An 11572-nucleotide genomic window follows, 5' to 3' on the forward strand; every position below is an offset into this window, starting at 1 on the left:
GGATTGTCCGCCTGCCATTTCCACTGCCGAAGACGATACCCAATAACTGACGGCGTGTTTCACACCAAGTAGGCTGTTTCCATGTCAATTCTTAAGCAAAAATATTCCGATCTCACCGCGACCAGCCTGGGGAGAATTCGCGGCGGCCAGCTGCTAATGTTGCCAACTCTAATCGCTCTCGACCTTTTTCTGAAATATAAGATTGAGCGTACTCTCGCCGAAATCGGCGCGTCGATCCCGATATTCCCTGGTTTCAACATCACTTTGGGCCACAACCGAGGCGTTAGTTTTGGTATTCTGGATAGTGCGCATTGGGTTGCGCCCTATCTGCTTTCAAGTTTTGCCATCGTCTTGGTTGTTTTTGCTTTGAGCTGGACTGCCAGGCAAAACTCCAAACTTGTTCAGGCTGCCGGCGGTCTTTTTGCGGCTGGTGGTCTTGCCAACGCGATTGATAGGCTCGGCGATGGGGCCGTCACGGACTATCTGGACTTTGGATGGCAAGCAACGCGTTGGCCAACGTTTAATCTGGCTGACGTTTTCATATTCGCCGGCGTCGCGCTTTTATTTCTTGCTTGGAGATGGAGCACAAAAACATCAGAGCGTGACCGCTAGCTATTTACAGCACAGTATATGGCTTTGATCTGTGATCGGACTGGCATTTGGAATGGTCGAACAGGCTTGTGACGATCTCGCATGTTCCGACTTCACCGCCGGAGCAGCTATCGATCATGCGTTTTAATTCACGTTCTAGCACCCGTAGCTGCTCGATGCGCGATTGCGTATCAACGAGGTGACGCCGGGCAAGTTCGTCTGCTTTCGCGCAATCGGTTCCCGGGTTTTCTTGCAAATCAATCAGGTCGCGGATGGCCTTCACCGAGAATCCAAGATCGCGTGCGTGTCGTATGAAGCCCAGCAGATCCACCGCAACTTGCCCGTAAATGCGCCGGCCGCTCTCAACGCGGCGCGGTTCGGGCATCAATCCAACGCTCTCATAATACCGAATGGTCGTCACTTTGACGCCAGATAGTTTGGCTGCCTGGCCGATTGAGAATTCTTCTGTCATTTCTCTCTTGCTTCTACAGTCGCTGTAGAAATTAGACTCCATATCAAATATGGGAGTCAAGGAATTGAGTTGTTGCGAAAACGATAAAAAATTTGACGGCACCTCAAGCGCTTATCGCCGCGCGCTGTGGGCCGTGATCTTCATCAATCTTGTCATGTTCGTGGTCGAGATAACCGCCGGCTTTGCCTCGGGTTCCCAAGCCCTGAAAGCCGATGCGCTGGATTTCGCTGGCGACACGATGACGTACTCAATCAGCCTTCTGGTCATCGGCTCTGCCATTGCTGTTCGCGCGAGAGCCGCATTGTTCAAAGGCGGCCTTTTGTTCGCTATCGCAATTTCCGTTCTGGTGATGACGCTCATGCGTGCCTTGTCAGGAGAACCACCTGCTGCAGAAACCATGGGTGTTGTCGGCTTAATCGCACTTCTCGCGAACGCCGCCAGTGTACTCATCCTTCTTAAATGGAGAGACGGTGATGCGAATGTTCGCTCCGTCTGGCTGTGCTCGCGAAATGACGCCATTGGCAATGTTGGTGTGATGATTGCCGGCGGTCTTGTTGCTGTCACCGGGTCAGCATGGCCGGACCTGATATTGGCATTTGCGCTGGCCGGCATCTTCAGTCGGTCGGCATGGTCCATCTGCAAGCAGGCTCTTGAAGAGCTTCGTGAACACTCAGCCATTGCCCACACAGGAGACGCGTAATGTCACCCCTGCTCATCGGCGTTGTCGCGTATGTGATCTTAACAGCGGCGGCCTCGCTTCCGTTCATGCTTAAGGCCAAGGCCGAGTTTGAACACCAGGGCAAGTGGTCACCTCCAACCGCCGTCATGTCCGGCGTCATAATGCATGGTCATTTCATCGCGACGCTCGCGCTATCTTGGTTGGATCGCGGCAGCCTGTTTGCGCCATCCCCCATCATGGTCGCCATCGGAACAGTTTTGTTCTTCGGCGGCGCCGCTGTCATCCATCTGGGACGATACGCCTACGGATCGCAACAACGCGTCTATGGCTTACTTGAAGACGAGCTGATCCAGCACGGGATATACCGTCACACACGCAATCCACAGTATGTCGGCTATGCAGGCATGTTCCTCGGTGCGGCCATCGTTGCGGGCTCCGGACTGGCTTTGGTTTCCACACTCTTCTTTATGGCGATCATCCATGTGTTCATCATATGGGTTGAAGAGCCGCATATGCGCAGAACCTTCGGTGAGACCTTTGATGGGTATGCGCAAAAGGTGAGGCGCTATATCTGATCTCATGAAGTAGCTACACGATCTTGCAAGAAGAAGCTCCGCAATATCAGGCGCAGTTAGATTAACCAAACTGTTCGCTAGGCCCCGGTCCGGCAATGTTTCCGGTTGATCCAAGGGCTCTTATTGTCAGGACAAGTGCGTATTGATTGGGTGCAGCAATAGCGGCCGTAGCGGATCAAAGAAGTGCGATTTCGAACTAAGTTTCCTTTCCACCGCCACTATTTTCCCGAAAACAGAGAATATCAGAACAGCGTTTTGAAAAGCCCCGCAATTGCGGGAGTTAGCGCATGCGCGTGTCCACAGAGACGCTGATCAGGGCCGCCATTTCGCCGAAAATCGCCCTTTGTCTCAAACCGCCGGTTTTGGCGAAGCGGTTGTGGCGGTTTACAGGGAAAATACAGGGAAATTTCCCGACTACGGGGCCAGGCAATCCGACGATCCATGCCGCCCAGCCGGTGTTGTCAGAGGGGACGCGCTGTTAGCCGGTTCGCTGCCAGAGTGGTGGCATGAACAAGAACCCCTTTCGGTATTTCAAGACGTCCCCTGAGGTCATCCGCCTTGCGGTCATGATGTATGTCTGGTTTCCGCTTTCGTTGCGGAATGTTGAAGACCTGCGTCATGAGCGCGGCATCGATATTTGTATGAGACGGTGCGGTTTTGGTGGAACCGGTTTGGGCCAATGTTCGCTGCCGAGATCAGACGGAAGCGAGCTGACCGCCTTCGTGCATGGGCCCAATTGCGATGGCACCTGGACGAGATGTTCGTGAAGATAAACGGCGAGACGCCCTACCTATGGCGTGACGTCGATCACGAAGGTGAGGTGCTTGGAGCCTTTGTCACTAAACGCCGGAATCGCCAAGCAGCGTTGAAGTTTCTGCGCAACGCGATGAAGCGTTACGGGCGGCCGAAGGCCGTCGTCACGGACCGGTTGAAATCCTATCGCGCAGCGATGTAACAGCTCGGCAATGAAAGCGACAAGGAAGCCGGGAGGTGGTTCAACATCCGGGCCGAGGACAGCCACTGGCCCCTTCGAAGACGGGAACGAACCATGCGCCGGTTTCGGCGAATGCGAAGTCTCCAAGAATTCGCCGCCGTCCATTCCCCAATCCGCGATTACGTGAATTTCGACCAGCATTTGAACTACCGCGAGCGGTTCAAGGAGAGCCGCGCCGCCGCGCTGCGCGAGTGTAAGCAACTCGCCGCCCCGTCTCAAAGCACCCCGAAAAACTGAGACCGCTTCGCCTTAGTCTGACGGCATAATCCGACATGTGGTTGACAGACGATACTCAACGAAGGCGCGCAAACACATCCTGCAAGCGCGCCTCGACCTCCTCATGATGACCCAGCAGAAGATGCCCGCCGGTCTCGAATCCGATGAATTCACTGTTGCCAATCCCTGATGACAGCCGCTCGGAAACCGCGATCGGATTGAGCCGGTCATCGCGAGTATGGATGATCAGGACACGCGATTGAATGGCGCCAAGATCGTAAGTCATTTCGGGATCAACAGCCGCGCTTTCATTGTTCACGCCGCTTAGCCGCCGGGATGCGGGAAGAAAGCCGTCAATCAGCCGCTCGACGAAATCCCTCTCTGCAGGCGACGCGTGCGCTATGAGGTCAGATCTCGCGTCAAATGCTTCGCGCAACCAGCCCCGCGCGATTTTTGCCAGGATCCAGTAAGCCACATCGTTTCCCATAAGCGCGGAATACGCCCATGTCGGGAGCGGCCTGTTTTCCACATCAGGACTGAAGGGTGTGAAGGGAGCCGACGATAGCAGAACCATGCCGCCGGCACGCTCGGGATAAAGCTCCGCAAACTTGAGCGATGGAGGCACGCCACCCGACATGGCGAGCACGTGAACCTGATCGAGTTCGAGCCGGTCTAGCAGGTCGACGAAAGCTTCCGCCTGGGAGCGCGTTGACGCGTCTTCCGGCAAGTCGCTTCCGAGATAACCGAATCTCGAAACGGAAATGAAAGTGAACCCGTCGCCCGCGATGGCTTCGGCCAGGAGGCGGCCCTGATCAAATCCCCCGCCAGCGCCATGCACGACCAAGACCGGCGGACCGTCACCCCATACGGAATATTCGAGCATGCCGTGGCGGGTTTCGACCAGCGAGCGTTCGGCACGCAGCTGCGCGATCCGCTCTTCTGTCATACGTGAGGCGAGCGCCCACAGTCCCAAAATGCCAACCGCCAGCGTCGCGGCGGTCATCAGGGCGATTCGACTCAATGTCATGATCCGGGATCCAAATTCCAGCCATGGAGAATGAAATCCAGGATCGCGGGGTTGTCGCCGTGATTGGAATGGGCGCCGACCGGGTTGGCGAGCAGGCCAGGAATCCAGAACGAAGGATTGCGGACTTGAACGTTCACAACGTGCTCAATCATCGGACTATCGGTCAAATAATCCGGCACGCGATAGCCCATAATGTCGTTCGGGTCATTGAACGCGACAATCTGAAGCTGCGTCGTCTCACGGCAGGCGTTGCGCAGATCGCTTATTTGTCCGCGATCACGGGGGTCGGTCAGAAGAATCTGACGCCCTCCAAATTCGCCATAGAGATCGCAAGAGCCGTCTGGATCACACCCGAAGTGCGGGTGCGCCGACAAAAGCAGCGAAACCTGATTGGAGAACATGTAGACGGGCGTGTCATCAAGCAGCGGCGGCATCAGACGACAGGTCAGCTCAAACGGGCCGAGATCGCCCGGCCATAACCGGAATTCATCCAGCGCGTCGAGCAGCACGAAGCTGCCGAGCGAATAGGTCAGGAACGCAAATGTGTGCCGGTCGAGATGGGCGGCGACGCCATCGGCTCCACCGAAACGGTTCAAGGTTTCTTGAGTCAGTTGGCATCTCGGCAAGTCTTCTCGACGCGGCGGAACCTCAAGTGCCTCGGAAGCCATGATGCAGATGCTCTGTCGGACGGCATCCCGGGCCGCCGCGCCGAGGGGACCGACCGACAGGACGGCATCTGTCAGCCCGGCCACCATGACATCATCTTTCATGAGAGCATTGAGAAGCGCGCGCGGCGGCCGGTCGCGTCCTTCAACCCGGCGCTCACTGGCTGGTGGACGCCTCGGCTCTCCTCCGCAGGTGGTCCATTCCGGATTCGCCCGAAAGCCCAGATCGGTCTCGAAGGGCGCCAAGAACTCGTCAGTAAAGGCGTCTGCATAAGGCGTCCAGAGAACCTCATAAAAAACCAGTCTCGGAGATGCGCCGTCAGGATCTGCCCATTGCGTCACCCGCAATGTCGAAGGTGGAAAGTCGTGCCTGCGCCCTTCAGACGAGCCGGTCACGAACGCCGGCGCGTCGAGCCTGACGAGCCGGTCATCGCTGCATCGGCTTTGGCCAAGGCGCAATGCAATCTGTTGTTGGACCTCGAAGGAATAGCCGTGCGCATCGGTGCCCATGCCGTTCACCACGAGGATTCGCATGACCGCATCGGGACCCTCCATCCGGTCGAACCGAGGTTTCAGACCTTCGATCCGGACCCGGTCTTCAGTGCTCGTACTGGTCGCCCAAGAGACCGCATCGCGGCTGATTGAAGTCTGCGCGCACGCCGCCAGCAGGGCCGCGAACAATACGGGGCTTATCAGGCGCAAGAGCGCTGCGCCCTTCGACTGGAGATCGCGGCTAATTGGACGCATCGGAATTTGCACGCAATCGAAGCGTCGCCTCCAGATCGTCAAGCGCAGCCCGGTCAAACACGCGGCCATTGGCGATGACCGCTTCGAGCTCGCGAACGGCTGAAATGTTCTCCAATGGATTGGCGCGCAGGAGGACGAGGTCCGCCCGCTGGCCTTGCCGCACCCGGCCCGTTTCGCTCTCCTCGCCGAACAGCCGCGCCGGATTGAGCGTCGCGGTGGCCAAGGCTTCCCGGGGGGTCAGGCCGACAAGGACGTAGCGTTCCAGTTCGTCGATCAATGTCGCGCCATGGAAGAGGAATGGGTTAAGAAACGCGGCGTCCGAGGAGGCGAGCATGATTACGCCGGCGTCATGGGCGCGCTTGAACGTATCGCGATCCTGCTGGACGGCGTCCGGCGCAATGGCCAACAGATCCTCGGTCATTGCTGTGCGGCGGAAGTCAGGCTCGCCCCAAGCCGCTCTTACAGATTGTGGTACCGTCTGCAGGCGTGGGTCATCGGGCTCCGGGTCGTCGCCGAGATAGAAGTCGGCGACCATTAAAGTCGGGGCGATCGCCACCCCTGATTCTACCAGAGCGGCGATGGCGCCGTCGCAGATTTCCGCATCCCAGGTCTCCAATGTGGTGAAGGCATGGGTCGCCATCTCCGCCATAAGCGCCGGAAATGGATCGTCTGACGCAAGCGCGGCGCGCGCGCCTTCGATCATGGCCTGTTCTTCGGTGGAACATGCCTTGGTAACGCGGCCGAAATGCTCAATCACATCGTGTCCCGCCGCAATGGCGCCGGTGAGGAGCACACTTTCCGGCACGTGGCCATACAGCGGCAACTCAAGCGCGTCGGCCTCCTCGGCAATTGCGCGATAGGTTTCAGGATCGAGCAGCGAGTAGGCCTTGATCGACGTCCAGCCGAGTGCCGCAGCTTCGCGCACCCGGGCGCGGCCTTCTTCGGGTGTTGAAGCCACCATCTGTCCTGGCCAGGATCCCGGCGGTCCATCGATCATCGCGCCCGCGTTTATGATCCGAGGTCCGATCCGCGCACCCGTCTCGATTTGCTCGTTTACCTCGCGCTGATCATCTAACGAAATGAGCGCGCCCATGTCCCGAATGCTGGTGACACCATGAAGTATGTAAAGCGGCAGCGCAAAGTCCGGCTCGCCTTCCGTGGAAAAGACGTGGACATGGGAATCCCAAAGGCCGGGAATAATGAACAAGTCATCGCCTGCGAAGCTGCGGCCCGGCTCCGGCAATTCCGAGGTGCCCGCGCGGCCCACCCATGCGATCCGTCCGTCGCGGAGAAACACATCCTGACCCGGCGCAACGGCCCCCGCCTCAACATCCACGACCGACACATTGCTGACCAGAAGCAATGAAGGATCGACGGCAGGCTGAGGCTGGCAAGCGGTGATCAGCGTGAGGGATATCAGTGCGAGGCATGCGCAAAGCGGTTTGACCATTTCACCCTCATGCAATGATGACATCGTCGATCGGGCGGCGTATCGACATGGGCAAAAGTGGCGCCTTGCCAAAACGGATGACCAGGTCTGGACGCCTCCCGGGAATACCAAGCCAGCTGGCGAATTCCGGCCGGAGGTCAACGACTTCGATCGGCATGTTCACATGGCCGTGACGGATACCCATCGTTGTTGCCTGCAGCGCAAAACGATTAAAGCAGCGGCCGACATCGACCCAACCGCGCGGACTTTCCTCCTCGGCGATAAAGACCGCGATTCCCGAGGACGACCGGATTTGCCTGGCGTATTTGTCGTTTTCGGTATTCTTCTTGAACACGCGGTCGAACATGAAACCGCTGATCCAATCCGGCATCGTCGGATTGCCGGAACACTTCGAGAATAAACCGTCTCTTGTCTGCAAGGCGGCCCGAGCATTGAACCGGAGCCAGTCTTTGAGCTCTTGTACCCAAGCCGGATCATCCATCTGTGCGCTATTTCCAGCGATTACGAATTCGATCGCATCTTCCATTCGGGGACGCTCGGTGATGAACAAGACCTCTACACCAGGCTGGGTGGCTGCGGTTTCGAGCAATCGCAATTCGTCAGAGGACAACGCTTGCCCGTCATACTCCGACCGGGTCGATTGGCGCGTCAAAATGGCGTTGGCGAGTTCGACCTCACTTACCGCTCCATCCCCGAGAAACACCCTGACCACAGTCTCGTCTGGGCTTTGACCTTCAATGGCGACCTCGCCGGAGCGACCGGCAGACCGTGCCGCGAGCAGCAGGCTTTCGGCTGCGCAACCGAGCGTGACGACCACATGATGATCATCTGGATCGGCGGCTGGCGTGCGGCGGCTGAGGTCCGGCCGAATTTCGACATGATTGTTGCCCAACCCGAACGTCCAAGGCTGCGTATTGTGGGAGTTCGGCGCCAGGGTCGCAAACCGAACGAAATCCCGAAGCGAGGGTTCGGTTGGCAAAGGTGCGCGCAAGGTTTGTACGGCTTCATCATAGGTGTTCATTTCACCGCCTCCGCAGCTGCTGAGCATCAAAGTCGCGGTCGCGCCGCCGCCCGTCATAAGCATTTCTCTTCTTGTCCATTTCATGAGTCATCACCTCTCCCCGCGAGCAGCACCCGTGCCAGTCTCCGCTCAATCTCCAGTATTACCGGCCGCTCAACATCGGCAATGCCGATATCGGTATTAATCTGGAATGCGATCGCGACATCATAGACCGGATAGTATTGGAGGCTCGACACGTAGCCTGGGATCCATCCGCGATGGCCATAGACCGGTCCGAACTCGCTGTCGGCGCGGATCGCTATTCCCAGTCCATACAACGAAAGCGGATCGGTTTCCGATGCAGGAAGGCCGCTGGTCGCCGCTGAATAAAGCGTACCCGAAACGAGATCGCCCGAAAGAAACGCCCGCCCCCAGATTGCAAGGTCACGAGAGGTCGAGAAGAGGCCGCCGCCGGTCCATTCGATGGCCGGGTTCCAGACCATCGCGCCGTCTTCATCGGTTGTAACCTCAGGCAGTCCGAGCGCGGATTCGCTCGAGACATAGCCGCGCGCGAGGCGGGGCAGGCGCCGCCTGTCCGACGGCCCCGTGTCGATGAGGCCCAACGGCGCGATGAAGCGCTCGTCCACGCTTTCCTCGTAGGGTCTCCCGCTTGCCTTTTCGATGATGAGGCCGAGCAGCAGATATCCGGTATCGGTGTAGGCCCAGCTTTCGCCCGGCGCGAACAGCGCCTCGGTGTCGAAGGCTAACGCAATCAGGACCTCCGGCGATATCGTATCCGCCTGATTCAGCCAGAGCGCGGCAAATGACTCCAGATGGATATGGTCCGGCAGCCCGGATCGATGTTGCAGCAAATGGCGGATGGTCGTCCGCTCGCCGTTCGGCAAGCGCTGGAACCAGTCGCGATCGCCAAGCCAGGCTTGGATCGGGTCATCGAGCCCAACCCGCCCCTCATCGGCCAGCTGGAGCAGGGTTGCGGCGACGAAGGTCTTGCCGATGCTCGCGGCGAGCATCGTGGTGTTCGGCGACATCGGCTCATTTGTCTCGCGATTGGCAAGGCCCGAGGCTACCGTCGCGACGCCGTCGGGACTTGCGATGGCGACCGTCATGCCCGGCAGGGCGTAGTCCTCCAAGATCGCTGCCGCTTCGTGAGACAAACGGGCATCAGGCGTCTCGATGGACGTGGAACTTTGACACGCGCCAATGCTGGCGGCCAACAAAGACGCCTGCAGCGTCAGCATCGCGTGTCGGCTGAACGTCATGACGCCGCCTGAACACGTTCAGGCGCGGACGGAATCACCTCGGTGACGGCCGATGCCCTGTTGAACAGCGCGCGCTTATTGATCCAGACGATGAATGCGGCGGCCGCCACGTAGAGATACATGTCAAAAGGCTGGGCGTCGGGCCAAAGCGGGTTGTTCATCTGGAAATGGAACAGCATGGCCAGAAGAATGCTGCCGCGCGCATTGTTGAAGAATGCGGTCAGGATGACGCTGCAAGCGACCGAACCTGCAAAAAAGGGCAGAAATCCCCAGGCGGCCTGCGGCGTGCCGCTGAGCACGAAGGCCGGCAAATGCCAGACCGCCCAAATCACTCCAAGCACAAGCCCCGCCCAGAACGGCGCCAAACGCCTCTGTAAGACCGGCAAGGCGAAGCCGCGCCAACCGATCTCCTCCATTGGGCCCAGAATCAGCATGAAGCCCATCGCCGGAAGCAAAGCGCCTATTGGCTCGGTTAGCAGCGGCGCTGACGCGGCGTTTCCCTTGATCAAAGCGCCGGCAAAGGAAATGGCCGGAAACCCGAGCAGCAGAAACGCGTACCACCAAGCCGACGCCCGCCACAATAACAGGCGCGAGAGATAGCGTCGTATTCCCGACAGCCCTGCCCTGAGTCCAACCAGCAAGAGCGCCGCGATCGCCGGCGCATACACTGCCAATATGAAAAACGGATGCGAGCCGCTCAGCTGCCCAAAAGCCTCCCCGGCCCAACCAGGCGCAAAAATGAAGATTGCGAAGATGCCCCAGGCCAGGCTGAACGCGATTGCGATGAAGGGTATGAGTTGACCGGAGCCGATCTCAGCTGTGCCCCAATGAACCGCCCGTTGAGCCATTTCCACCACCTTCCGACCAACATCCTCCAACAGCCTACTGCTTTTCTAGGAAGCGGCCATTCAAATCGAAACCTAACGGTCGATTGAGTTTGATGGAGCCGGTTTTGCTGGATACGCGCGCATGTTAAGACCAATGCCAGCCCAAAACGCGGGAGTGCAGGCAACATGGTGTGGGTTTGGCCGCTTCTAATCCTTGCGGGACTCGCGCTCATGTCCCTCCTTTTATGGCGGGGGAGCGATGCCAAGGCGGACACGCGGGCTAGAAAAAGGCTCGTCGCATTGGGCGCTCCCGATGCGGCATCCTATGACCCAAAGCTGGTCGCGGCGCTGCCCGAACCCGCGCAGCGCTTCTTCAACTTCACCATTGAAGAAGGGACAAGGCTGCGCCGCGTTGTCGAAATCGAAATGGAGGGCGAGCTCAGTCTCGGGTCCAAGGCAAAGCCGAACTATCGGCCGATGCGCGCACGCCAGCTTATCGCCGCGCCCTATGGATTTGTTTGGTCGCTGAAGTGGAACGGGGTGAGCGGTTCGGACGGCGCACTGCCCGACACCTCATGGACCCGCTTCTGGCTCTTCAACCTCGTTCCACTCGTTCACGCCGGAGGCGACGATCACCGCCGGTCGTCTTTTGGCCGTTTGATTGCGGATGGCCTTTTCTGGTCACCGGCCAGCATGCTTCCAAGCGGGCATGTCTCATGGGAGAAGCTTGGACGCGACAGCGCCCGCGTGGTCGCAGCTTATGGCGACTTCCGGCAGGCCGTTGACCTTCACCTGGACCGCGACGGCAGACCTTTACGCGTTATCTTCCAGCGATGGAGCAATGAGAACCCGGAACGCATCCATCGCTTGCAACCCTTCGGCGGCGACCTGTCTGATTTCAAATCGTTTGAAGGATACCACCTGCCAACCACCGTTATTGCGGGGAACCAATTTGGCACTGAAGACTACTTCCCCTTTTTCAAAGCCAAGGTGATCGGGGTCCGATTTCCCGAGCCATGAGACCGATGGCCATGCTGGATGCCACCGCA

General features: G+C 58.6%; 11 protein-coding genes and 1 pseudogene. 5 read left to right on the forward strand and 7 right to left on the reverse strand.

The features are described 5' to 3' along the window. Nucleotides 1–81: 81 nt before the first annotated feature. Nucleotides 82–612 (forward strand): signal peptidase II, encoded by a 531-nt coding sequence (gene lspA / locus ACO08C_RS09085; protein WP_421785050.1) that lies wholly within the window; start codon nt 82–84, stop codon nt 610–612. A 4-nt stretch (nt 613–616) separates the two neighbouring features. On the opposite strand, the gene ACO08C_RS09090 is transcribed toward lspA, so the two are convergent. After that, complete coding sequence (locus tag ACO08C_RS09090) at nt 617–1063, reverse strand: MerR family transcriptional regulator (RefSeq protein WP_421785052.1); 447 nt, start codon at nt 1061–1063, stop codon at nt 617–619. Between the two features lie 49 nt (nt 1064–1112). Between ACO08C_RS09090 and ACO08C_RS09095 the strand changes: the two genes are divergently transcribed. From ACO08C_RS09095 to ACO08C_RS09105, 3 genes and pseudogenes are all read left to right on the forward strand, one after another. Beyond that, a complete protein-coding gene (locus ACO08C_RS09095; RefSeq protein ID WP_421785054.1) occupies nt 1113–1763 on the forward strand; it encodes a cation transporter in 651 nt (216 codons plus the stop codon). After that, entirely contained in the window at nt 1763–2317 is a 555-nt protein-coding gene (locus ACO08C_RS09100; RefSeq protein WP_421785056.1) for a methyltransferase family protein, read from the forward strand. Before ACO08C_RS09095 ends, ACO08C_RS09100 begins: the two co-directional genes overlap by 1 nt. Before the next feature lie 506 nt (nt 2318–2823). Then, nucleotides 2824–3548: pseudogene (locus tag ACO08C_RS09105) on the forward strand (IS6 family transposase). Nucleotides 3549–3603: 55 nt separating this feature from the next. Here the strand turns inward: ACO08C_RS09105 and ACO08C_RS09110 are convergent. From ACO08C_RS09110 to ACO08C_RS09135, 6 genes are all read right to left on the reverse strand, one after another. Further along, nucleotides 3604–4554, reverse strand: coding sequence for an alpha/beta fold hydrolase (locus ACO08C_RS09110; RefSeq protein ID WP_421785058.1), 951 nt, complete (start codon nt 4552–4554; stop codon nt 3604–3606). Further along, nucleotides 4551–5966 (reverse strand): hypothetical protein, encoded by a 1416-nt coding sequence (locus ACO08C_RS09115; protein WP_421785060.1) that lies wholly within the window; start codon nt 5964–5966, stop codon nt 4551–4553. The genes ACO08C_RS09110 and ACO08C_RS09115 overlap by 4 nt, the downstream gene beginning before the upstream one ends. Continuing rightward, the gene (locus tag ACO08C_RS09120; protein ID WP_421785062.1) at nt 5953–7416 is read right to left on the reverse strand and encodes an amidohydrolase family protein; all 1464 of its coding nucleotides are present in this window, start codon (nt 7414–7416) and stop codon (nt 5953–5955) included. The genes ACO08C_RS09115 and ACO08C_RS09120 overlap by 14 nt, the downstream gene beginning before the upstream one ends. A 7-nt stretch (nt 7417–7423) precedes the next feature. Further along, nucleotides 7424–8437 carry an Acg family FMN-binding oxidoreductase gene (locus tag ACO08C_RS09125; protein ID WP_421785064.1) on the reverse strand — a complete coding sequence of 338 codons (1014 nt, stop codon included), beginning with the start codon at nt 8435–8437 and terminating at the stop codon, nt 7424–7426. An 80-nt stretch (nt 8438–8517) separates the two neighbouring features. Continuing rightward, complete coding sequence (locus ACO08C_RS09130; RefSeq protein WP_421785065.1) at nt 8518–9696, reverse strand: serine hydrolase domain-containing protein; 1179 nt, start codon at nt 9694–9696, stop codon at nt 8518–8520. Further along, the gene (locus ACO08C_RS09135) at nt 9693–10544 is read right to left on the reverse strand and encodes a CPBP family intramembrane glutamic endopeptidase (protein ID WP_421785067.1); all 852 of its coding nucleotides are present in this window, start codon (nt 10542–10544) and stop codon (nt 9693–9695) included. The genes ACO08C_RS09130 and ACO08C_RS09135 overlap by 4 nt, the downstream gene beginning before the upstream one ends. A gap of 279 nt (nt 10545–10823) precedes the next feature. Here ACO08C_RS09135 and ACO08C_RS09140 point away from each other — a divergent pair, with 279 nt between their 5' ends. Continuing rightward, complete coding sequence (locus tag ACO08C_RS09140; RefSeq protein ID WP_421785069.1) at nt 10824–11543, forward strand: DUF6544 family protein; 720 nt, start codon at nt 10824–10826, stop codon at nt 11541–11543. Nucleotides 11544–11572: the final 29 nt, after the last annotated feature.

Source organism: Hyphobacterium sp., assembly GCF_965229905.1.
Taxonomy (GTDB): Bacteria; Pseudomonadota; Alphaproteobacteria; order Caulobacterales; family Maricaulaceae; genus Hyphobacterium.

Bases quoted from the DNA above. Each gene is read 5' to 3' on its own strand.
- lspA (WP_421785050.1), top strand. From the start codon at position 82: ATGTCAATTCTTAAGCAAAAATATTCCGATCTCACCGCGACCAGCCTG.
- ACO08C_RS09090 (WP_421785052.1), bottom strand. From the start codon at position 1,063: ATGACAGAAGAATTCTCAATCGGCCAGGCAGCCAAACTATCTGGCGTC.
- ACO08C_RS09095 (WP_421785054.1), top strand. From the start codon at position 1,113: ATGGGAGTCAAGGAATTGAGTTGTTGCGAAAACGATAAAAAATTTGAC.
- ACO08C_RS09100 (WP_421785056.1), top strand. From the start codon at position 1,763: ATGTCACCCCTGCTCATCGGCGTTGTCGCGTATGTGATCTTAACAGCG.
- ACO08C_RS09110 (WP_421785058.1), bottom strand. From the start codon at position 4,554: ATGACATTGAGTCGAATCGCCCTGATGACCGCCGCGACGCTGGCGGTT.
- ACO08C_RS09115 (WP_421785060.1), bottom strand. From the start codon at position 5,966: ATGCGTCCAATTAGCCGCGATCTCCAGTCGAAGGGCGCAGCGCTCTTG.
- ACO08C_RS09120 (WP_421785062.1), bottom strand. From the start codon at position 7,416: ATGGTCAAACCGCTTTGCGCATGCCTCGCACTGATATCCCTCACGCTG.
- ACO08C_RS09125 (WP_421785064.1), bottom strand. From the start codon at position 8,437: ATGAACACCTATGATGAAGCCGTACAAACCTTGCGCGCACCTTTGCCA.
- ACO08C_RS09130 (WP_421785065.1), bottom strand. From the start codon at position 9,696: ATGACGTTCAGCCGACACGCGATGCTGACGCTGCAGGCGTCTTTGTTG.
- ACO08C_RS09135 (WP_421785067.1), bottom strand. From the start codon at position 10,544: ATGGCTCAACGGGCGGTTCATTGGGGCACAGCTGAGATCGGCTCCGGT.